The 21,911-nt window shown below is 65.0% G+C and carries 15 protein-coding genes; 5 read left to right on the forward strand and 10 right to left on the reverse strand.

Features of this window, described 5'->3' with window-relative positions:
• Positions 1-2: 2 nt before the first annotated feature.
• From E0E29_RS04955 to E0E29_RS04985, 7 genes are all read right to left on the reverse strand, one after another.
• Positions 3-1,262, reverse strand: coding sequence for an acetyl-CoA C-acetyltransferase (locus tag E0E29_RS04955; RefSeq protein WP_130848896.1), 1,260 nt, complete (start codon positions 1,260-1,262; stop codon positions 3-5).
• Positions 1,263-1,838: 576 nt separating this feature from the next.
• Complete coding sequence (gene mfd / locus E0E29_RS04960) at positions 1,839-5,360, reverse strand: transcription-repair coupling factor (protein ID WP_130848897.1); 3,522 nt, start codon at positions 5,358-5,360, stop codon at positions 1,839-1,841.
• Positions 5,361-5,391: 31 nt separating this feature from the next.
• Complete coding sequence (locus E0E29_RS04965; RefSeq protein WP_165449794.1) at positions 5,392-6,441, reverse strand: acyltransferase family protein; 1,050 nt, start codon at positions 6,439-6,441, stop codon at positions 5,392-5,394.
• A complete protein-coding gene (gene pth / locus E0E29_RS04970) occupies positions 6,438-7,031 on the reverse strand; it encodes an aminoacyl-tRNA hydrolase (RefSeq protein WP_130848899.1) in 594 nt (197 codons plus the stop codon). Before pth ends, E0E29_RS04965 begins: the two co-directional genes overlap by 4 nt.
• A gap of 103 nt (positions 7,032-7,134) precedes the next feature.
• Positions 7,135-8,094, reverse strand: a complete 960-nt coding sequence (locus E0E29_RS04975; protein WP_130848900.1) for a ribose-phosphate pyrophosphokinase — start codon at positions 8,092-8,094, stop codon at positions 7,135-7,137.
• Positions 8,095-8,165: 71 nt separating this feature from the next.
• Positions 8,166-9,365, reverse strand: a complete 1,200-nt coding sequence (locus tag E0E29_RS04980; RefSeq protein ID WP_130848901.1) for a DapH/DapD/GlmU-related protein — start codon at positions 9,363-9,365, stop codon at positions 8,166-8,168.
• Positions 9,366-9,698: 333 nt separating this feature from the next.
• Positions 9,699-10,205 carry an HD domain-containing protein gene (locus E0E29_RS04985; protein WP_165449795.1) on the reverse strand — a complete coding sequence of 169 codons (507 nt, stop codon included), beginning with the start codon at positions 10,203-10,205 and terminating at the stop codon, positions 9,699-9,701.
• Positions 10,206-10,428: 223 nt separating this feature from the next.
• On the opposite strand from E0E29_RS04985, the gene E0E29_RS04990 reads away from it, so the two are divergent.
• The 5 genes from E0E29_RS04990 (at position 10,429) to E0E29_RS05010 (ending at position 18,566) form a co-directional block, all read left to right on the forward strand.
• Entirely contained in the window at positions 10,429-10,806 is a 378-nt protein-coding gene (locus tag E0E29_RS04990) for a GntR family transcriptional regulator (RefSeq protein ID WP_130848902.1), read from the forward strand.
• Positions 10,803-11,705, forward strand: a complete 903-nt coding sequence (locus tag E0E29_RS04995; protein WP_130848903.1) for an ABC transporter ATP-binding protein — start codon at positions 10,803-10,805, stop codon at positions 11,703-11,705. Before E0E29_RS04990 ends, E0E29_RS04995 begins: the two co-directional genes overlap by 4 nt.
• Positions 11,680-13,650, forward strand: coding sequence for a hypothetical protein (locus E0E29_RS05000; RefSeq protein WP_130848904.1), 1,971 nt, complete (start codon positions 11,680-11,682; stop codon positions 13,648-13,650). The genes E0E29_RS04995 and E0E29_RS05000 overlap by 26 nt, the downstream gene beginning before the upstream one ends.
• Positions 13,651-14,000: 350 nt before the next feature.
• Entirely contained in the window at positions 14,001-15,299 is a 1,299-nt protein-coding gene (locus tag E0E29_RS05005; protein ID WP_130848905.1) for a peptidylprolyl isomerase, read from the forward strand.
• 627 nt (positions 15,300-15,926) lie between these two features.
• A complete protein-coding gene (locus E0E29_RS05010; protein WP_130848906.1) occupies positions 15,927-18,566 on the forward strand; it encodes a calcium-translocating P-type ATPase, PMCA-type in 2,640 nt (879 codons plus the stop codon).
• Positions 18,567-18,844: 278 nt separating this feature from the next.
• Here E0E29_RS05010 and E0E29_RS05020 read toward each other — a convergent pair whose 3' ends face one another.
• The 3 genes from E0E29_RS05020 to E0E29_RS05030 form a co-directional block, all read right to left on the reverse strand.
• The gene (locus E0E29_RS05020) at positions 18,845-19,519 is read right to left on the reverse strand and encodes a hypothetical protein (RefSeq protein WP_130848907.1); all 675 of its coding nucleotides are present in this window, start codon (positions 19,517-19,519) and stop codon (positions 18,845-18,847) included.
• A 180-nt stretch (positions 19,520-19,699) separates the two neighbouring features.
• On the reverse strand, positions 19,700-20,638 hold the full coding sequence (locus E0E29_RS05025) for a phosphate acyltransferase (RefSeq protein ID WP_165449796.1): 939 nt from the start codon (positions 20,636-20,638) through the stop codon (positions 19,700-19,702).
• A 486-nt stretch (positions 20,639-21,124) separates the two neighbouring features.
• Positions 21,125-21,907 carry a F420-0--gamma-glutamyl ligase gene (locus E0E29_RS05030; protein ID WP_130848909.1) on the reverse strand — a complete coding sequence of 261 codons (783 nt, stop codon included), beginning with the start codon at positions 21,905-21,907 and terminating at the stop codon, positions 21,125-21,127.
• Positions 21,908-21,911 lie beyond the last annotated feature (4 nt).

Here is a 21,911-nt window from a genome sequence, read left to right on the forward strand (position 1 = left end):
AATCAGCACTTCTCGAAGATGGTGGCGACACCCATGCCGCCGCCGATGCACAGGGTAGCCAGGCCCTTCTTGGCATCGGGGCGCTTCTGCATCTCGTGGAGCAGGGTGACGATGATGCGGGCGCCGGAGCAGCCGATGGGGTGGCCGATGGCGATGGCGCCGCCGTTGACGTTGAGCTTGCTCAGGTCGAAGCCCAGCTCACGGCCCACGGCCACGGACTGAGCGGCAAAGGCCTCGTTGGCCTCGATGAGGTCGATGTCGTCGATGGTCACGCCGGCCTTGGCCATGGCGTTCCGGGAGGCGGGCACGGGGCCAACGCCCATGATCTTGGGATCGACGCCGCCCTGGCCCCAGCCGATGAGCTTGGCCATGGGCTTCAGGCCGTACTTCTCCACGGCCTCGCCGGAGGCGACGATGATGGCGGCAGCGCCGTCGTTCAGGCCGGAGGCGTTGGCGGCGGTGACGCGCTGGACGTGCTTGCGGGCATCGGCCTCGTGGATCTGGGTGGGCTGGAAGGTGTGGACAACGGCGTCCTCAACGCCCTCGGGACCCACGGGGAAGGCGCCCTTCAGCTTGGAAACGGACTCGGTGGTGGTGCCGGCCTTGGGGTACTCGTCCACCTTGAACTCGACCATTTCCTTCTTCTTCTTGACCATCACGGGGACGATCTCGTCGTTGAAGCGGCCGGACTCGATGGCGGCGCAGGCCTTCTGCTGGGAGGCGGCGGCGAACTCGTCCAGCTCCTGACGGGTGATGCCCCAGATGTCGCAGATGTTCTCAGCGGTGGTGCCCATGTGATAGTTGTTGTAGGCGTCCCACAGGCCGTCCTTGATCATGGTGTCGACGACCTTCTTGTCGCCCATGCGGGCGCCCCAGCGCTCGTCGGGGAGGGCGAAGGGAGCCTGAGACATGCTCTCGGTGCCGCCGGCCACGATGACGTCGGCGTCGCCGCAGATGATGGCGCGGGCAGCCTCCATGACGCTCTTCATGCCGGAGCCGCACACCATGTTCACGGTGAAGGCGGGCACGCTGTAAGGAATGCCAGCCTTGACCATGACCTGACGGGCCACGTTCTGGCCCAGACCGGCGGTGAGCACGCCGCCGAAGATGACTTCGTCCACGTTCTCAGGGGCCACATTGGCGCGCTTGAGGGCTTCCTTGACGACAACGGCGCCCATATCCACGGCGGGGGTGTCCTTCAGGCTTCCGCCGAAAGAGCCAACAGCGGTACGGCAGCAATTAACAATGTAGACATCTCTCATGGGTATCTGACCTCCAGTTAAGTAAAATTTTTTAGAGCTTGTGCTTTCCCATCCACTTGCTTCTGGGGAGTATTATATATGATTGTTCCCAAAAAAGCAACCGCGAGGTGAGGGGAACCTCACAAATAAGTGCGCGATCGCTGTATTTTCTCCCATTTTAAAGATTTGGAGACGATTTTGTTCCGCTGTGCGGAACGAGCGTTTATTGAGGTGCGGCGATTGTCTTCTGAACAGAATGAGTGGTCCTACCAATTTAAAAAAGGACACCGGCCAGATTGGCCGGTGTCCACAACTCCTTGAAAAAGCAGAAATACTTTAGAATTTGTGCAGAAGCCTCGCAGAGTTCCGTCGTCCGCGGACGACGGAAGTAAGTCAAATCTGTTTTTTCCGGGGACATGTGCCTCGGAAAAAACACTTCTCAGCCTGCAAGCGTGCGAGCATAGCGAGTGCGACGCAGCAGGCTGTAACCTTTCGAGCACGTGCTTGCACGTGCGAGAGAGCCTGTCGACTTGATCGACAGGCTCGGACCCCGGCACATAGGCCGGGGTCCGAATGGGAATGGTATACGTCCCGTGCTCAGGGGGCGGGGGGGGCGTCGGGCGGTGGACTGGCCGGGGCGGCGTAGTCCTCCACCAGCTTGGTGGCCAGCTTCAGGGGGTCCTCCCCCTTTTTGAGCTTGAGGGCCAGGTGGGGCTTTTCCCCGGCGGAGAAGAGGAGACGGCCCCGGTAGGCCTGGCCGCCGCACAGGGCGGAGACCTTCTGGAAATCCACCTGGGAGAGGACGAAGAGGAGCCGCTCCCCCTTCTGGGCGATCTCGGAGATGCCGCAGGCCGCCGCCGCGGCGCGGAGGAGGGCCACCGAGATGAGGTTGTTGACGGTGCGGGGCGGGTCGCCGTAGCGGTCGATGAGTTCATCCACCAGGTCGTCGGCGTCGGCTTCGCTGCGGATGCGGGCGATGCGGCGGTAGAGGTCCATGCGCTGCTCGGGGGAGGGGACGTACTTGTCGGGGATGGAGGCGGCCACGGTGAGGTCGGCGGCGCACTCGGCGGGGAGCTGGGCGGTCTCGCCCTTCTCCTCCAGCACGGCCTCCTCCAGCAGCTTGAGGTACATGTCGTAGCCCACGCTCACCAGGAAGCCGGACTGCTCAGGGCCCAGCACGTTGCCGGCGCCCCGGATCTCCAGGTCCCGCATGGCGATCTTGAAGCCAGAGCCGAACTCGGCGAACTCCCGGATGGCGGCCAGGCGCTTGGTCTGGACCTCGGTGAGCACCTTGCCCTTCCGGTAGGTCATATAGGCGAAGGCACGCCGGGCCGACCGGCCCACCCGCCCACGGAGCTGGTGGAGCTGGGCCAGGCCCATCTTGTCGGCGTCCTCGATGATGAGGGTGTTGGCGTTGGGGATGTCGATGCCCGTCTCGATGATGGTGGTGCACACCAGAATGTCCACCTCGCCGTCGGTCATCTGGCTCATGACATCGTTGATGGCCTCCTGGGTCATCTTGCCGTGGGCCACCGCCACCCGGGCCTCGGGCAGCATGGCCTGGATGCGTCCGGCGGTGCGGTCGATGGTCTCCACACGGTTGTGGAGGTAGTAGACCTGGCCGCCCCGCTCCAGCTCCCGGCTCATGGCGTCCCGGAGCACCGACCAGTCGTGCTCCAGCACGTAAGTCTGCACCGGCTGCCGGTCCTGGGGGGGCTCCTCCAGGGTGGACATGTCCCGGATGCCGGAGAGGGCCATGTTGAGGGTGCGGGGGATGGGGGTGGCCGACAGGGTGAGCACGTCCACCTGCTTGGAGAGCTCCTTGAGCTTCTCCTTGTGGGCCACGCCGAAGCGCTGCTCCTCGTCCACCACCAGCAGACCCAGGTCCTTGAACTGGACGTCCTTATTAAAGAGGCGGTGGGTGCCGATGAGGAGGTCCACCTTGCCCGCCCGCAGGTCCATGAGGGTCTGGCGCATCTGGGCCGGGGTGCGGAACCGGGAGACCACGTCGATCTCCACGGGGAACTTGGCGAACCGCCGCCGGGCGGAGAGGTAGTGCTGCCGGGCCAGGACGGTGGTGGGGGCCAGGATGGCGGCCTGCTTGCCGTCCAGGACGCACTTCATGATGGCCCGGAAGGCCACCTCGGTTTTGCCGTAGCCCACGTCGCCGCAGAGGAGCCGGTCCATGGGCTTGGGCGTCTCCATGTCCCGCTTGATGTCCTGGATGCACCGGAGCTGGTCGTCGGTCTCGGTGTACTCGAACTGGTCCTCGAACTCCCGCATCCAGGGGGAGTCGGGGGCGAAAGCATAGCCGGGCAGCCGCTCCCGCTGGGCGTAGAGCTGGATGAGGCCCTTGGCCAGGTCCTGGACCGCCTTCTTGGCCCGGGTCTTGGTCTTTTCCCAGTCGCTGCCCCCCAGCTTGTTGAGCTTTTTGTGCTCGGTGTCGTCGCCGGAGCCAATATATTTGCTCACCAGGTCCAGCTGGGTGGCGGGGACGTAGAGCACGTCGGAGCCGGCGTAGGCGATTTTGACGTAGTCCTTCTGCACCCCGTCGGTGCTCATCTTTACCATGCCCACGTAGCGGCCGATGCCGTGGTGCTCGTGGACCACCAGGTCGCCGGGGGAGAGGTCGGCGTAGGAGGCCAGCTTCTGCCGGCTGGAGTCCTTTTTTGTGCGGACCTTCCGGGTGGGGACGGCCCGGCCCTCCGTGAGCACGGCGGAGGCAGCGCCGGGGTACTCGAAGCCGGCGGAGAGGCCGCCCAGACAGATGACGACCTTGCCGGGGCCGGGGAGCTCATGGAGCTGAAAGTCCACGGCGGTGCGGACCTTCTTCTCCCGGAGCATGGCCTGGAGGTCCAGGCACCGGCGCTCGGCGGAGGCCAGGACTACAGTGGCAAAGCCCGCCTTCTGGTAGTGCTCCAGGTCGGCGGCGGCGGTCTCCAGGCTGGCGCCGTAGGAGGGGAGCTGCTTGGTGAGCACGTCCAGCAGGGACTTGGGCCGCAGGGGGTAGGTGTTGGAGGTGAAGGTGTCAAGGAAGACCACGGGGTAGCCGGAGAGCCGGGCCATCAGCTCCTCAAAGGTGCGGACGAACCGGGCGATCTGCCCCGCCACCAGTCCGGATTCCAGCAGGGTCTTCACGTCCTCCTCCATGCGCCAGAGGTAGTTCCGGGCCCGCTCCGCCACCCGGGGGCTCTCGGCCAGGCAGACCACCGCGTCGGCGGGCAGGTAGTCCGCCGCCGTGGCCAGCTCGGGGTAGATGATGGCCAGATAGCGGTCCATGGCGGGGAAGGAGAGGCCCTGGGAGAGCCGCTCCCGGTCCTGAGAGAGGGTGGTGAGGAGGGAGGAATGGTCCCCCTTGGAGCCCTTTGCCTGGGAAATGAGACCGTCCATGGCCTCGGTGAGGCCCGCATAGCCGCCGGGAGCAAGCTGGGGCAGCACCTCGGCCACCGGCAGGATGTCGCAGACCTGGCGGTTTTCCACCCGGCGCTGGGTGGCGGGGTCGAAGGTGCCCATGGCGTCGATCTCGTCCCCGAAGAACTCGCAGCGGATGGGCTCGGCGCAGGCGGGGGAAAAGAGGTCCAGGATGCCGCCACGGAGGGCGAACTGGCCCACGCCCTCCACCTGGTCGCAGCGGACGTAGCCGGCGGCGGTGAGGGTCTCGGCCAGTTCATTGAGGTCGTGGACCTCTCCCACCCGCAGGGTGTGGACGGTCTGGAGCAGGAGGTGCTTGGGCAGAGTCCGCTGGAGGAGGGCCTCCGGGGTGGTGACCACCAGGGGCGGCTCGTCCTGGGCCAGGGTGCGCAGGGCGGCCAGGCGACGGTGCTCCCACTGGCGGGAGACCACGGCGGCGTCGTGGAAGGTGAACTCCCGGCTGGGCAGGGTGAGAACGGCCTCGCTGGTGAAGGCGTGCAGGTCCTCGGCCAGGCGCTGGGCCTCCCCCTCGTCGGGGCACACCACCACCACCGGCCGGCCGGCCTTGGCCCGGAGCCCGGCGGCAAAATGGGCGCGGTGGACCGCCGCCAGGCCGGACACGGCCGCCGGGCAGGCGCCGGAATCCAGGGCGGTGAGCAGGGAGCCGAATTCTGGCACCCGGTCTAGGATGTGGAGAAGCTCTTTCATGGCGGCGCTCCTTCTGGAAGATAGAGGGGGATCAGCGGACGGGGGCGGGTGTGGGGGCGCGTTTGCCCAGCAGGGCGGGGCAGCGGCGCTCCAGGAGATAGAGGAAGGGGAGCGGTACCAGCCACAGGGCCAGCAGGTGGACCAGCAGCAGGGGCATGCCGGAGACGGGGCACACCGCCCGCACGGCGTAATGGACCACGTTGGAGCCCAGCCAGCCCACGGCGTAATAGGCGGCGCTCTCCCGGCCGATGGTGAGGAGGGGACGGATGGGGGGCAGCTTCCGGCACAGCAGCAGGCAGAAGGCCAGGCCGCAGATACCGGCGCCGTAAGCGGTGAAGGGCTCGTTGAGGAGCCTCAGGTTGTAGTCGATGTGGGTGGAGCCGAACCGGGCGTTGGCGGAGGTGAGGAGGAGATTGGCGGCCAGCAGGCCAAGGGTGAGCGCCCAGTAGGGGCCGCTCCGGCGGAAGGGGCGTGCCAGTTCCTCCTGGTGCCGGCGGAAGAGCAGGCCCAGAGCCAGGTAGGGCAGAAGGAGGGCGGCGGCGTCGGCCCGCCAGGGGAGCCTGGGGCCGCCCAGACAAGCGTATATCCAGGCCACAGCGGCCAGGCCGAAGGTCACGGCCAGCAGGGGGAGGGGGCGCTCCCGGGTGAGGCGCACGGCCAGAGCAAAGACACACTCGGCCACAAAAAGGCCCATGAAAAACCAGGCGGTGCCGCTCCAGGGTGTACCCGGCCACTGAAGCGGGATGCCCAGCAGCGGCTGGAGATCCACGGCCGCGCCGGAGGAGAGGGCCCGGAGGGTGTTCCAGAGCCACATGCCCAGGCTGTAAGAGAGGTAGGGCATGAGGATGGGGAAGGCCTTGTGGCGGATGGTGTCTGCCACTCCGCCGGGACGCAGGGAGAAAAAGTAGCCGCTGAGAAAGAAAAAGAGGGGCATGTGGAAGGAGTAGATCCAGATTCCCCAGCGATCCGGGGGAATGGCGGAGTGGCCCACCGCCATCAGGAGGATGCCGATCCCCTTGGCCACATCCGCCCAGTCAAGCCGCTGGGGGACTTTGGATGCCTTCTTTTTCCGGCGGCTCATCCGTTGTACCGGTTCATGGCCTTGTCCACACCCTCGCGGATGAGACATTCGGCGGCGTCGGCGGCACGCTTGACCGCCTCCTCCACCGCCTTTTTGTCCTCGCCCTGGAACTTGCCCAGGACCCAGTCGGCCATGTCGTAGTCGGGGTGGGGCTTCTGGCCCACGCCCAGCCGGATGCGGGGGAACTGGTCGGTGCCCAGGTGGGCGATGATGTTTTTAAGGCCATTGTGGCCGCCGGCGGAGCCGGACCGGCGCACCCGGATCTTGCCCGGGGCCAGGGACACCTCATCGGAGATCACCAGGACGTGCTCCGGCGGGATCTTGTAGAAGGCGGCGGCCTCGTGGACGGCCTCGCCGGACAGGTTCATATAGGTCACCGGCTTCATGAGGAGGACCTTCTCGTCCCCCACGGTGATGGTGTTGGTGAGGGCCCGGAACTTCAGACGCTGGATGGGGATGTTGTGGCGCTCGCCCAGCTCATCGGCCACCATAAAGCCTACGTTGTGGCGGGTGTTTTCATACTGGTCGCCGGGGTTGCCCAGGCACACCAGCAGCCAGTCCACGCCGCCGCTCTTTTTGTTGAAAAGCATAGTACACCTCGCAGGGCCGCCGGCCGGAAAAAGACGGCAAACGGCCAAAGGGGGCAGAGCCTTGGCTCTGCCCCTTTTTATGGTCTTAGATTGGAGTGATGCGTCAGTTGAAGAGCTTGGAGACGGAGATCTCCTCGTAGATGCGCTCGATGGCCTCGGCGAACATCTCAGCCACAGAGAGATACTTAATCTTAGCACAATTCACTTCCGGACGGGCGGGAATGGTGTCGAGGAAGATGACCTCGTCCAGCACGCTGTCCTGGATGCGCTGGATGGCGGGGCCGGAGAGGACGCCGTGGGAGGCGCAGGCGGTGACGGACTTGGCGCCGCCGATCTCCACCAGGGCCTTGGCCGCGCCGCAGAGGGACCCGCCGGTGTCCACCATGTCGTCCAGGAGGATGACGCGCTTGTCGCGGACGTCGCCGATGATGTTCATGACCTCGGAGGAGTTGGCCTTCTGGCGGCGCTTATCCACGATGGCCAGAGGCATATCCAGCTTCTGTGCAAAGGCGCGGGCGCGGGCCACGGAGCCCACGTCGGGGGAGACCACCATGACCTCCTCGTGGCAGTCCTTGTACTTCTCCATGAAGTGGTGGACGAAGATGGGGGAGCCCAGCAGATTGTCCACGGGGATATCAAAGAAGCCCTGGATCTGGTTGGCGTGGAGATCCATGGTCAGCACCCGGTCAGCACCGGCGCGGGTGATGAGGTTGGCCACCAGCTTGGCGGAGATGGGGTCGCGGGGCTTGGTCTTGCGGTCCTGACGGGCGTAGCCGAAGTAGGGGACCACGGCGGTGATCCGGCCGGCGGAGGCCCGCTTCATGGCGTCGATCATGATGAGGAGCTCCATCAGATTGTCGTTGACAGGGGAGCAGGTGGACTGGACCACGAAGACGTCGGAGCCGCGGACGGTCTCGTAGATGGACACGGACTTCTCACCGTCGGAGAAGGTGCCCACCTCGGCGTTGCCCAGCTGGGTACCCAGCTTCTTGCAGATGTCCAGCGCCAGCTTGGGGTTGGAGTTGCCTGCGAAGATCTTGATGTCCTTGCCGTGTGCGATCATTTCAGCATCCCTCACAAAATGTTATTTTTTTCTTTCCTTTTTTATGCCACAGGCCTCTGCCTGCATGTCACTCACTTTTTGCCCTTGGCCCGGCGGCGCTTGGCCGCCCACTGGACCTTGATGGTCTGGGGAGAGCGGGCGATGCACAAACTGTCCGCCGGCACATCCTCGGTGACGGTGCTGCCCGCCGCCGTGTAGGCCCCGTCGCCGATCTTCACCGGGGCCACCAGGTTGGTGTTGCAGCCGATGAAGGCGTTGTCGCCGATGGTGGTGCGGAACTTGGCGGTGCCGTCGTAGTTCACCGTCACCGTGCCGCAGCCGAAGTTGATGTGGGCGCCGGCGTCGGTGTCCCCCACGTAGGTGAGGTGGGAGATCTTGGTGCCGTCGCCGATGGTGGAGTTCTTGAGCTCCACGAAGTCGCCCACCTTCACGTTCTTGCCCACGTGGCAGTTGGGCCGGACGTAGGCGAAGGGCCCCACGTTGGTGCCGTCGTCCACGGTGGACTCGTTGAGCTGAGAGGCGTTCACCGTCACCTCGTCGCCGATGGTGCAGTCCCGGATCATGGTGTTGGGGCCGATCTCACAGCGCCGGCCGATGACGGTATTCCCCCGCAGGATGGTGCCGGGGAGAATGACGGTGCCGCCGCCCACCTGCACCCGGGGGCCGATGTAGGCCTGCTCCTTGTCGATGAAGCGGACAGCGGCTTCGGAGAGCCGGGCCACCGAGGCGTGGCGGGCGAAGTACTGGGCGCTGTCCCAGGTGGGGGCGCAGCGGTCCAGGGGGAGCAGTCCCTCATAGGTCCCGGGGGTGACGCCGAAGACGCCTCCCTGGGTCCGGACGGCAGTGAGGAAGTCGCCGCCGGCCTCCATGGCGGAGCAGAGGGCCTGGGCGTCCACAGCGTAGACGCCGGCGTCCTCTCCACGGGGCAGACCGCCGTCAAGACGGCCCGTGAGCCGGCCGGCGCCCTGGTCGTCCAGGAAGACGGGGCGGGTAAAGACCAGCACGGAGCCCTCCAGGTCGGAGAGGAAGGCGGACAGGCGTCCGGCGGCGTCGCCGGCGCCCTCGGTGACGAATTGGGTCCCGGCGGGGAAGCACCCCTCAGCGGCGGCCTGGTCGTCGCCGTGGCAGACCACCAGGAACCGGCCCACACCGGCGCGCTCCAGCGCAGCCGACAGCCAGGTGCAGGCGGGGTCAAAGAGAATGTCTTGCAGCATGAGGGAGGGGGTGTCGTCCTCCCGGGGCAGGAACACGATGGCTCCCATAGATCCCATAAGAAAAGCCTCCAAAAAAGAGTTCGGATCAGGGCGGTCCGGCACGCCGTCCGCCCACGCGTGACCATTATATCAGATTGGTATGGGTTTTGCACTCCCAAGCGCAAATTTTTTCAAGGAAGGGCGATTGGTAGTACCAAATCAAACAGAACGGGTGGTTTTTCCGTCAATTCGCCGGAAAAACAGGGGGGAGAAGGGGGACAAGGGCCGCCCGATGGAGGCCGCGCCCACAAATCAAGGAAAGAGAGAGACGTGAAGAGTGAAGAGGCGTATCACCAGAGGCGCGAAACGGCACCTGTCCGCCTGCGGAGAGGGGACAGGTGCCGTTTGTGTTCAGGCTGCGGCCGGGGTATCCCGGACGGTCCAGGCGTGGGCGGCCACCCGGCGGGAGAACCGCCGGAGACCCACCACCTCTGCGGTGGCGCACAGCTTGTCAGCCAGGTTGACCACCAGGGCCTCCCGGTACCGGGGCATTTTCCGGGCCAGAGGCCACATGTGGGAGACGATGATGTTCTCCTCCATGGGGGTGAGACTGCCGCACAGGGCCCAGGCGTTCTTCAAGGCCACCACGGGGTGGGTGAAGCACTGGTTGCCGTAGTAGGACGGCTTCTTTCTGGAATTATAAAGGTAGAGGTCGTGGAGCAGCCCCGCCCGGGCGGCGGCGCGGTAATCCAGACCCCAACGGCGGGCCAGGCGGTAGGAGACGTAAGCCACGCACACTGAGTGCTCGTAGCAGGTGGTGCGGGGGTGGTGGGGGTACTGCCGCATGGAACGAACCTCCGGGGTGTCCAGCAGGTCCTGGACGCAGCGGAGAAAGGATTCATAGTTTGGATTGTGCATGGGAATCACCTTGCCCTCCTTTGACAACAGATGGCGGGGGACACGGCGGCGGTCCCCCATACCTATATTATAGCGCATGCGCGGCCAAAGTCCAGGTGAAGAAAGTGGCAGGAAGTCGGAAAATCGTTATAAATTTTTAAAACATCCTCCGGCGGCGGCGTGTATACTAACTGTACCAAGATAGTTCATACACTTCCCCACGGGGAGGAAAGGAGGACGGGTTGTGATCCAACTCAACTATCGGGACGCCCGGCCCATCTATTTACAGGTGAAGGACGGCCTGCGGCACCTGGTGGTCACCGGCGCCATCCGGGAGGGGGAGCAGTTCCCCTCAGTGCGGGCGCTGGCGGCCTCCCTGGCCATCAACCCCAACACCATCCAGCGGGCCTATGAGGCCCTGGAGCAGGAGGGCTACCTCCGGGCGGAGGCGGGCCGGGGCGTTTTTGCCTCCAGAGGCGCCGACCGCGCCGACGGACGGCGGGAGGCCCTGCTCAAACAGCTGGACGAGGCGGTCACCGAACTGCTGTTTCTGGGGATGACCCCCAAGGAGCTGGCCCAGCGGGTGAGCGAAGCGGGGACGAAGGGAGAGAGTGCGATATGATCGAGGCAAGGAATGTGGTCAAGGCCTTTGACGGCTTCCGGGCGCTGGACGGACTGACCATGACGGTGCCCAAGGGGTCGGTGTACGGCCTGGTGGGCCCCAACGGAGCGGGCAAATCCACCCTTCTCCGCCACGTTACCGGCATCTACCGGCAGGATTCCGGGGAGGTGCTGCTGGAGGGGGAGCCCATCTATGAGAATCCGGCAGCCAAGGCCCGGATCTCCTCCATCCCCGACGAGCTCTACTATTTCCTGTCGGCCTCCACCCGGGACATGGCCCGGTTTTTGAAGGGCTTTTATCCAAAGTTCGACCAGAACCGCTACAAGACCCTGCGGGACCTCTTTTCCCAGGTGGATGAGAAGCGGCCCATGCGCCGCCTCTCCAAGGGTATGCAGAAGCAGGCCGTCTTCTGGCTCTCCCTGTGCTGCCGGCCGGAGGTGCTGGTGCTGGACGAGCCGGTGGACGGCCTGGATCCGGTGATGCGCCGGCAGGTGTGGAGCCTCATCATGGCCGACGTGGCCCAGGAGGGCACCACCGTGCTGGTCTCCTCCCACAACCTCCGGGAGCTGGAGGACGTGTGCGACCGGGTGGGCATCCTCTCCCACGGCAAGGTCCTCATCGAGCGCAGCCTCACCGACCTCCAGGAGAACCTGGTGAAGATGCAGGTGGTCTTCCAGGAGCGGGAGCTGCCCAAGCTGCCCGAGGACCTGGAGGTCCTCCACGTCTCCCAGGTGGGACGCATCCACACCCTCATCGTCCGGGGCAACGCCACCGACGTCACCAACCGCCTGGCGGTGTACGCCCCCATCCTGATGGAGGCCCTGCCCCTCACGCTGGAGGAAATTTTCATCTATGAGCTGGGAGGTGAGGACTATGCGGTCCGCGACATCATCCTCTGAGAACAGCCGGCGGTTTTACCCCGCCCTGTGGAAGAAGAATATGGCCCGGTTCTGGCCCATCTGGGCGGTGTACGCCCTGGGCTGGCTGGTGGCTCTGCCCCTGAACCTGCTCCTCAGCGCCCAGAGCACCTCCGCCATGAACGGCATGTCCTACGCCCGGTATTTCGCCGTGGACACCGTCCGTCAGATGGCCACCTTCCCCACGGTGGCCACCACGGCGTGCTTTGCCATCCTGGCGGCCATGGCTGTCTTCTCCTACCTTTACAGCAGCCGCAGCGTGGCCTTCTTCCACGCCATGCCCCTGCGCCGGGAGGACCTCTTCCTCACCAACTACCTCTCCGGCCTCTCCTTCCTGGTGCTGCCCGCCGCCGGCGTCTTTCTCCTCACCCTCCTGGCGGAGCTGGCCCTGGGCGTGCTGGATCTGCGGGGACTGCTGGTGTGGCTGCTGGTACAGGTGCTGCTGAGCTTCTTTTTCTTCTCCTTTGCCGTGTTCTGCGCCATGTTCACCGGCCACATCCTGGCCCTGCCCGCCTTTTACGGCATCCTCAACGTCCTGGCGGTGGGCCTTCTGTACCTGGTCAACCAGGTGCTGGCCTCCTTCGTCTATGGCTATGTGGACGTGGGACGGCTCACCGAGCTGTGCGACTGGCTGAGCCCCTTCTTCCGCCTGGGCAACGCCCTGAATGTGGAGACCGTCTGGAGCGCCGAGGGGGCAGGGGCCGACCGGATCACCATGATCCAGTTCCACGGCATGGGCACCGTTTTCATCTACGCCCTGGTGGGCGTCGTCCTCACCGCCGCCGCCCTGTGGCTCTACCGCCGACGCCAGCTGGAGGGTGCGGGGGACGTGGTCACTGTGTCCTGGAGCAAGCCCATCTTCAAGTACGGCGTGGGCGTCTGCGCCGCCCTCTCCATGGGTCAGATCTTCTACCAGTTCTTCGCCTATGTCCTCCCCGAGGGGGGCTGGTACCTGCTGTGCTTCCTGCTGGTGTGGGGGGCCGTGGGCTACTTCGTGGCCGAGATGCTCCTCCAGAAGACCTTTTGGGTCTTCCGGGGCGGCTGGAAGGGCTGTGTGGCCCTGTGTCTGGTCCTCGCCGCCTTTATCGCCGTCATGGAGCTGGACCTCACCGGCTATGAGCGGCGCACGCCCAGCCCCGACCGGGTGGTGTCCGCTGCCCTCTATGCCACCAATACCGCCCCCTACGACAACGGTGACGGTACCGTTATCGTCACCGACCCGGAGCTCATCGAGGCGGTGGTGGACCTCCACCGGACGATCGTGGACGAACAGGCCATCCAGGAAAACGCCCAGATGGGCAGTGACTATCAGCGGGTGGCCGTTTCCGGCGGCCAGGCGGACATCCAGACCGCCGGCAGCAGCCTGGTGAGTATCAGCTATACCCTCATCGGCGGCGACGTGATGCAGCGGGAGTACCGCATCGCCTTTGACGCCGATACCCTGGCCGATCCCAACTCCGCCGCCGGAAAGCTGAGCGCCTTCCTCAACCGGCCCGAGGTCATCCAGGAGCAGTATTTCTCCTCCAACCGGGAGAAGGCCCTCGCCGACGGTTCCCTGCGTCTCACCGGCATTGAGCTGGAGGTGTGGAACACCGAGAAGGAGGAGTATGAGACCTATCCCGTGCCCGTGGGCTGGCGGGAGGAGGTCCTCCAGGCCCTTCAGGATGACATCGCCCACGGCGACCTGGGCCGCCGCTACCTGCTGGAGGATCTGGAGCGGCTGGAGAACTGCTACTATACCGATCTGCGGATCAACTATGAGTGGAGCGATCCGGAGATGGGGGGCACCTCCACCCGCATCACCCTCCAGACCACCTCAGTGGAGACCCTGGACACCCTGCGGGAGGCGGGCATCCTGGACGACACCCACATCCTGGAGACCCAGCTCCAGCGCAACATAGGCGACACCGCCTACTACTACGACTAAGCAAAAAGCGCCCGGGCCCGCCGCAGATGCGGCGGGCCCCTTTGCATCCGGAGAATGAAAAAACCTTCCCCCCTGAGGGGGGAAGGTGGCCCGGAGGGCCGGATGAGGGGGCGTTGGCTCGAAAAACAGCCTGTGCTGTCCACGGACGCACCCTCATCCGTCTGGCCTTCGGCCATCCACCTTCCCCCTTCCAGGGGGAAGGTTCAGCCGGCCGCCCCGTCCCCGCCATGCCGCGCCGCAGGCGAGAAATCCGAATCTCCGGCGCCGCGCGCCCCCTTTCCCATTGTTTTTTTCCGCCGGAAGTGGTATAGTTATCCCCGTCTATTCAAGACCATTAAGGAGAGAACGACATGAAATTGACCACCAGAATGTTAGGCGTGGCCCTGTCCGCCGCCGTGCTGGGCAGCGCCTTGGCCGGCTGCGGCTCCACCGCTGCCACCTTTACCGAGCTCCCCCTGCCCAGTGAGGTGCCGGAGGACATCATCATGCAGACCGCCGGTATCGCCCGGGACACCCCCCTCCTCACCGTGGACGGCGCCGAGGTGCCTGCCGAGGAGCTCCTCTACTGGCTGAGCAGCTACGCCGACCAGTACGCTGCCTGGGGCATGACCGACCTCACCATGGACATGGGAGACGGCCAGACCCTGGGGCAGTATTACCTGGACAGCGCCGTGGAGACCGCCACCCTCTACCAGCTCATGGAGAACAAGGCTGAGGAGCTGAAGATGGGCTGGACCAAGGGGAACCAGGACTCCTATGACGAGCAGCTCCAGACCATGAAGACGTCCCTGGCCCAGCAGGCCGGTCTGGACCCCGAGACCCAGAGCGACAGAGTGGACACCGAGCTGGTCCGCCTCATCTCCTACATGGGCCTCTCTCAGGAGGGCTTCTTCCACATCAACCAGGCCAGCTTCCTCTATAACAACCTGATGGAGGGTCTCTACGGCACCGAGGGCACCGACGCCCCCGACGCCGACAAGCTGAACGAGGCCGGCGTCTTCCACGCCAAGCACATCCTCATCAAGGCCGAGCCTGTCACCGACGCCGACGGCAACGTCACCGACGACGGCATGGCCGCCGCCCAGGCCCAGGCCCAGGCGATCTACGACCAGCTCCTGGCCGCCGAGGACCCCATGACCCTCTTCGACCAGCTCATGACCGAGAACACCGACGATGTGGACTCCTCCGGTAACGTCAACGGCGGCACCGAGGGCTACACCTTCGGCCCCGGTGAGATGGTGGACGAGTTCTACGAGGGCACCAAGGCTCTGGCCGAGGGCGAGATCAGCCAGCCCATCCAGAGCCAGTATGGCTACCACATCATCCTCCGCCTCTCCGCCGACAACGAGGCCGGATATGATAAGTACGCCCAGGTGAAGATGCAGGACCAGATCGACCAGTGGATGGACGAGGCTCAGGTGGAGCGCTCCGAGACCCTGGAGAGCCTGGACCTTCAGGCCTTCTATGACGGCCTCACCACCCTCCGGAGCGACATCTCCGCCGCCAGCCAGGCCGACAGCGCCCCCGCCGAGACTACCGCTCCCGAGACCACCGCCCCTGTGGAGAGCACCCCCGCCGAGAGCCAGGCCCCCGCTGAGACCACCGCTCCCACCGAGACGGCGGCCCCCAGCGAGACCCCCGCGGCGTAAACAATCCAGTAAGCCAAACGGCCCCGCCCTGTGAAAACAGGGCGGGGCCGTTTTTCATGGGGTGCGTCTGGGAAGCCGCGCCCCACAAAGAAAAGTAAGAGGGAAAAGTGAAGCGTGAAGAGGTAAAAGAGACGGAAGCCCACCCCGCAATAGAGGAAACAACAGGCAGCGGTGCCACGTCCCGACACCCACCTACGCAGGCGGCGAAAAAATGTGGGATAGGACCACAAGTTTTCCCTGTTCCACCGGCGGAGTCACCTGTGGACGGTGCCGGTCCACAACGGGGGCGTAAAGACGGGCCGCCGGATTCCTATTTGGAGCCACTCAACCCATACGGGAGCCCCTTTTTCTTTGGATTCCAAAAACCGTTCTTTTTCCAGCAAGGAAAAAGAAACGGGTTTTGAACGTTCCTTAAGGAACCACGCAGCCCACCCTCATCTGGCGGCTGCGCCGCCATCTTCCCCCTGCCAGGGGGAAGGTTTTATGAGATGACCCAGACTGCCGTCCCCGTCCTATGCGGCCAAAAAACAATATATGTCCCCAATCGTCCGCCCTTCTTCACGGGGAAAGTCGGACAGGCCGGTGGTATACTTGTCCATACAGAATCTGGAAAAGAGGGGACGCGGAATGAGAGCATGGTATGCCATGGGCACCAAAGCGGTGCTGGAGGAGCTGAAGACCAGCGGCACGAAGGGCCTTTCCGCCGGGGAGGCCCGGAAGCGGCTGGAGCGGTACGGGCGCAACGAGCTGAAGGCCAGGGAGGGTCCGGGGCTGCTGAAGCGGCTGCTGGGCCAGCTCAAGGACCCCATGGTGCTGGTGCTCTTGGGGGCGGCGGGGCTCTCATTGTGGGCCGGGGGCGGAGAGGACTGGGTGGAGGCCGTCATCATCCTGGGCATCGTCCTCTTAAACGCCGTCATCTCCATCTCCCAGGAGGACAGCGCCCAGCGGGCTCTGGAGGCCCTCCGGGACCTCTCCGCACCCATGGCAAACGCCGTCCGGGACGGACAGCCCTGCCGGGTGGAGGCCGGGCAGCTGGTGCCCGGCGACCTCATCCGCCTGGAAGCCGGGGACCTGGTCCCCGCCGACGCCCGGGTCCTCTCCGCCGCCGGACTCACCACCGATGAGTCGGCCATGACCGGGGAGTCCCTCCCCGTCACCAAGGAGGCCTGCGGCGCCCTGCCTCCCGAGACACCTCTGGGCGACCGGAGGAACATGGTCCTCTCCGGCACCGTCATCACCGCCGGCCGGGGGACCTGCGTCATTACCGCCACCGGCATGGAGACGGAGATGGGCCACATCGCCGGTCTCTTGCTGGAACAAGGTGAAGGGGAAACTCCTTTACAGAAGAAGATGGCGGAAATTTCAGGTACATTATCCTTTCTCTGCCTGTGCGTCTGCGCCGTCATGTTTGGGGTGGGCCTGCTGCGGGGAAAGGGCATTCTGGACATGTTCCTCACCGCCGTCTCATTGGCGGTGGCCGCCATCCCGGAGGGCCTGCCCGCGGTGGTCACCATTGTGCTGGCCTTGGGGGTGCAGCGGATGGCGAAGCGGGGGGCCATCGTCCGGCGTCTGCCGGCGGTGGAGACCCTGGGCTGCGCCGGGGTCATCTGTTCGGATAAGACGGGGACCCTGACCCAGAACCGGATGACGGTCCAGGAGGTGTGGACCACCGGCGGGGACCGGAACGCCGTCCTCTCCGGCGGGGCGCTGTGCTCCGACGCCGAGCTGGTGCGGGACGGCGGCGGCACAAAGGCGGTGGGGGACCCCACCGAGTGCGCCATTGTGGAGGCGGCCCGGAGCGCCGGGCTGGACAAGTCCGAGCTGGAGCAGAAATACCCCCGGAGAGGGGAGTGCCCCTTTGACTCCGACCGGAAGCGGATGAGCACCCTCCACCCCTTGGAAAGCGGCGGCTGCCGCCTGCTGGTAAAGGGGGCACCTGATGTGCTCTTTCCCTTGTGCGCCAAGGCTTTGGGGCCAAACGGGGAGATGGAGTTCACCCCCGCCCTCCAGCGCCGGGCGGCGGCGGCCAACGAGGCCATGGCCCAGCGTGCCCTCCGGGTGCTGGCGGTGGCCCGGCGGGACCTGCCCACCCTCCCGGCGGGCACCGACACCGGCAGCCTGGAGAAGGGCCTCACCCTGGTGGGGCTGGTGGGCATGATGGACCCGCCCCGGCCAGAGGTGCGGGGGGCGGTGGCGCGGTGCTTCACCGCTGGCATCCGGCCCGTCATGATCACCGGTGACCACAAGCTCACCGCCCTGGCGGTGGCCCGGGAGCTGGACCTGCTGCGGCCGGGGGATGTGGCCGTCACCGGGGAGGAGCTGGACTTCATGCCCCAGGACATGCTGGAGCGGGAGGTGGAGAAGTTCTCCGTCTACGCCCGGGTGACCCCGGAGCATAAAATGCGCATCGTCCAGGCCTGGCAGAAGCGGGGCCAGGTGGTGGCCATGACGGGGGACGGGGTCAACGATGCCCCGGCACTGAAGGCCGCCGACATCGGCTGCGCCATGGGCCGCTCCGGCACCGACGTGGCCAAGGGTGCCTCCGACATGGTGCTCACCGACGACAACTTCACCACCATCGTCCGAGCAGTGGAGGAGGGGCGGGGCATCTTTGCCAACATCCGCAAGGCCATCCACTACCTCCTCTCCTGCAACATCGGGGAGATCGCCGCCGTGGCCCTGGCCACCGCCCTGGACCTGCCCCAGACGCCCCTGACGCCGGTGCAGCTCCTGTGGCTCAACCTGGTCACCGACTCCCTCCCCGCCCTGGCCCTGGGGGTGGAGCCGGTGGAGGAGGGCGTCATGGAGGAGGGACCCAGGCCCGCCCACGCCAGCCTCTTTACAAAGGCCTTTTCCCTGCGCCTGGCCTGGCAGGGCCTGCTGGTGGGGGCGGTCACCCTGTGTGCCTGGGGCCTGGGCTGGTCCATGGCCCGCGACGGTGGCGCCCTGGCCGGCACCATGGCCTTCGCTACCCTCACCCTCTGCCAGCTCTTCCACGCCTTTGACGTGCGCAGCGACCACAAAACCGTGGTCCAGCTGGGCCTCACCTCCAACCGGGCCATGGTCAAGGCCTTCCTGGTGGGCCTTGCCCTGCTGATGGCCGCCCTGGTGTGCCCGCCCCTGCGGCTGGTGTTCGGCACCGTGGCCATGCCCCTGCGGGCCTGGGGGTGGGTGCTCCTGCTGTCCCTCGCCCCTGCGGCGGTCAGTGAGCTGGAAAAGGTCCTCCACCAGAGCGGCCGGAAGGACCGGAAGGCCGTGCGGGTGTGAGCGTGCCCGCACAACCAATGCCGCCGCTCCTCACAACACAATAAAAAAGACTCCGGGGACGNAACCGGCGACCTTTTCCGAAGCCAATGAGATGATTGACCGCTATATTTACTTCTATAACCATGAGCGCATCCAGTTAAAAACTGGAGAGGCGCCGCTGGCGCGACGCCTCTCCGCTTAAAACTTAATCTTTCCTACTAAGGGCTCTTTTTTGTACTGTCCGCACAATCTGGGGCAGTTCAATGCTGTCCCCGGAGTCTTTTTGGATCTGTGTGAGGTTAGCCGGCGTTGGTGAGACCGCTGGTAAAGACGTACTGCTGATCGATGTCCACGGTGACGGAGCCGTCGCTGCCGTAGGAGGTGGAGGGAATAGACATGTCGTCCTTGAAGCCGATGGTGAAGGAGGCCGTCTCAAACATCTCGGCCAGCTTATCGGGGATGTTGATGTAGAGGACGTAGGGCTGCTCGGTGTAGGGGTCGATCTCGAAGTTCTTGTCCCGCTCAAAGTTGAGGCGCACGTCGTAGCCGTCTACCACATACTCGTCGTTGACGGTGGCGGTGAAGCCGAAGCAGGAGTCGCTGATGACGGTGGTGCCCACGTTCTCGAAGGTGCCCTTCACCACCAGCAGCTGGTAGCCCTCCTCCACATAGAGGGAGGTGGAGGAGTACTCACTGGTGGAGTAGGAGTACTCAGGGAGCAGCTCTAGGGAGTCAAAGCTCATGACGAAGTTGTCGGTGGTGATGCTGCCGCCCACCTCCACGGGGGTGGCGCTGGGCGCGGCGGGCTCCGTCTCCTCGGGGACGGGGGTGGTGGCCACAGGAGCGGTGGTCGCGGGGGTGGTCTCCTCGCCGCTGTTGGTCTCGGCGGGGGTGCTGCCGCTGCCGCCGCAGGCGCACAGGCTCAGGCACAGCGCGGCGGACAGGACGCCGGCAGAGATGCGTTTCAGGTTCATGTTCATGTTCCTCCTTTTTTGATGGCGGGAGCCGGCGGAAGCTGGCGCCGACTCCACGCTCCTGCCCAGTTTAGCCCTCCCGGAGGGGGAAAACAATCTCCTGACTGCATAGTGTTTTCACGATAAAAAAAGACCGGAATCCAGACGGATTCCGGTCTTTCTGTGTATCGTTTTCGGCAATTAGTCCTCAGTGGCCTTGTTCTTCTTCCGCCAGGCGTCCAGCACGGCGCAGAACACCAGGGAGAGGTAGGTCTCCTCCTCGTTGGCGCTGCGGCTGGTGAGGGCGATGGGCACCTTGGCACCCACCACGGCGCCGCAGGTGACGGCGTGGGCGTGGATGAGCCAGCTCTTCACCAGGGTGTTGGCGGTGGAGAGGTCGGGGGCGATGATGCCGTCGAAGCCGCCGCCGCTCCAGGGGCAGTTGTAGTGCTTCAGGCGGGCGGCCTCCTTGCTGAGAATCAGGTCGTAGGCGATGGGGCCCCACAGCTCGCAGTCGGCAAAGGGCTTCTGCTTCTGCTCGGCCACCAGGCGCTGGGCCTCCACGGTGTCCTGCATGTGGAAGGTCACCTGCTCCACCAGGCTCAGCAGGGCCAGCTTGGGATTCTCATAGCCGAAGGCCTTCAGGGCGTCGGCGGTGTTCTTGATGATGGCCTTCTTCTGGGTCATGTTGGGCTTAATGACCACGGTCATATCGCTCAGGGCCAGCAGCTTGGGGTACTCGGGCAGGGAGGCCAGAGACACGTGGCTCATGAGCCGGTCGGTGCGCAGGCCGTTCTTGCCGTCCAGCACCGGCATCAGGAAGTCACGGGTGGGGATGTTGCCGCGCATGAGCACGTCGCCGTCGCCGGAGTTGATGATGTCGATGGCCATCTGGGTGATGTTGTGTCCGGGAGGGGTGTCCACCATGGTGTAGGGCTCCTTCTCCAGACCGAACTGCTCCAGGACCGTAATGGTCCGGGCGCGGTCGCCCACCAGCACGGGCTGTACCAGACCCTTTTCCTGAGCGGCGAAGATACCCTTGAGCATGTTCTCACCGTCGGAACCGGCCAGGATCACCCGCATGGGACGGGACATCTTGGGTACGCGCTCCAGGATCGCGTCGAAATTTTTCAGTTCCATATTGTCATCTCCGATCCACTTTACCATGTGGCTGCCGCGCAGCCGTGTCTTGTCTCAGTATAGCCTATTTCCCCGGCGATGACAAGAGAAATTGGGGAAAAAGGAAATTTTCAGGCCGCAAACGAAAGCGGGACGGGTGGGGGATGGGGGCGTGCCGGACGCGGCCCGGCGCCCATGTCCGCGGCCAGAGGACAAAAGGGCGGGCGCATCACAGATGCGCCCGCCGCTGAGCCTGTCGACTTTGTCGACAGGCTCTCTCAAAAATGCAAGCATTTTTTCGAAGGGATGCAGCCTGCTGCGTCGCACTCGCTGCGCTCGCACGCTTGCAGGCTGAAGAGAGTTTTTTCCGAGGCACATGTCCCCGGAAAAAACAGACTGAATTTCATTCCGTCGTCTGCGGACGACGGAACTCTGCGAGGCTCTTGCCAAAAATCAAGCGCATATGTGCTTTTTCGACAGCCCTCGGGTTCTGTATTGCGGGGATGCTCAGCCCTGCTGGGCGGCCTCCCGGGCGGCGATGTCGGCCTGGGCCTTGGCCTCCAGCTCGGCGGCCTCCTCCTTGGGGACCTCACGGATGAGGATGAAGGGGGTGAGCTGCCGCACCTGGCCGGCGGGGTTGTCCCCGATGAGCTTTGCCAGCTTCTCGTCGCTCCAGTCCTTCAGGGCGGAGCACTTGCCCAGAATCTCCTGGGCCAGGGCGTTGGCGTCCACGATCATGGACACCACGCCGGTGTCCTTCAGCACCTTCTCGCACACACCGTCGGGGTCGGCGGGGATGCGGATGCCCATTTCGGCGTACTCCTCGATGTCGTGGCCGAAGAAGCCGTCCAGACCGTAGACCTCGTCGCCGGCAATCTTGTAGAAGGTGCCGTGGATGCCCCGGAGCTTGTCGATGGCGGCCCGGAAGGCGGCCCACAGGATCTTGGGGGCGCCGCACTGGTTGATGGCGAACTGCATCTTGTAGGGGACGCCGGCGCCGGGGCCGGCGGCGGTCTGGGCCACGCAGCGGCACAGGATGTTGGCCAGCAGGCCGGGCTTCACGTCCGCGGCGTAGACCACCCGCTTCTGGCACAGGGCAACGATCTTCTCGCTCACCGAGATGATGTCGCCGGGCCGCCACACCGGCACCACGTACTGTCGCACCAGGGCGTCGTAGTCGTCGCCCACGTTGACGAAGGGGATCTGGATGGCGTGACGGGCGTAGGTCTTGCCGTCCACCTCGATGATGAGCTTTTTCGTTGCGTTGACGTAGAAATCTCTTGCTTCCATAGCC

This window comes from Intestinimonas timonensis (assembly GCF_900626145.1).
GTDB lineage: Bacteria > Bacillota > Clostridia > Oscillospirales > Oscillospiraceae > Intestinimonas > Intestinimonas aquisgranensis.

Bases quoted from the DNA above. Each gene is read 5' to 3' on its own strand.
- E0E29_RS05025 (WP_165449796.1), bottom strand. From the start codon at position 20,638: ATGGAACTGAAAAATTTCGACGCGATCCTGGAGCGCGTACCCAAGATG.
- pth (WP_130848899.1), bottom strand. From the start codon at position 7,031: ATGCTTTTCAACAAAAAGAGCGGCGGCGTGGACTGGCTGCTGGTGTGC.
- E0E29_RS05010 (WP_130848906.1), top strand. From the start codon at position 15,927: ATGAGAGCATGGTATGCCATGGGCACCAAAGCGGTGCTGGAGGAGCTG.
- E0E29_RS05020 (WP_130848907.1), bottom strand. From the start codon at position 19,519: ATGAACCTGAAACGCATCTCTGCCGGCGTCCTGTCCGCCGCGCTGTGC.
- E0E29_RS04965 (WP_165449794.1), bottom strand. From the start codon at position 6,441: ATGAGCCGCCGGAAAAAGAAGGCATCCAAAGTCCCCCAGCGGCTTGAC.
- E0E29_RS04985 (WP_165449795.1), bottom strand. From the start codon at position 10,205: ATGCACAATCCAAACTATGAATCCTTTCTCCGCTGCGTCCAGGACCTG.
- E0E29_RS05030 (WP_130848909.1), bottom strand. From the start codon at position 21,907: ATGGAAGCAAGAGATTTCTACGTCAACGCAACGAAAAAGCTCATCATC.
- E0E29_RS04995 (WP_130848903.1), top strand. From the start codon at position 10,803: ATGATCGAGGCAAGGAATGTGGTCAAGGCCTTTGACGGCTTCCGGGCG.
- E0E29_RS05000 (WP_130848904.1), top strand. From the start codon at position 11,680: ATGCGGTCCGCGACATCATCCTCTGAGAACAGCCGGCGGTTTTACCCC.
- E0E29_RS05005 (WP_130848905.1), top strand. From the start codon at position 14,001: ATGAAATTGACCACCAGAATGTTAGGCGTGGCCCTGTCCGCCGCCGTG.
- E0E29_RS04955 (WP_130848896.1), bottom strand. From the start codon at position 1,262: ATGAGAGATGTCTACATTGTTAATTGCTGCCGTACCGCTGTTGGCTCT.
- E0E29_RS04975 (WP_130848900.1), bottom strand. From the start codon at position 8,094: ATGATCGCACACGGCAAGGACATCAAGATCTTCGCAGGCAACTCCAAC.
- E0E29_RS04980 (WP_130848901.1), bottom strand. From the start codon at position 9,365: ATGGGATCTATGGGAGCCATCGTGTTCCTGCCCCGGGAGGACGACACC.
- mfd (WP_130848897.1), bottom strand. From the start codon at position 5,360: ATGAAAGAGCTTCTCCACATCCTAGACCGGGTGCCAGAATTCGGCTCC.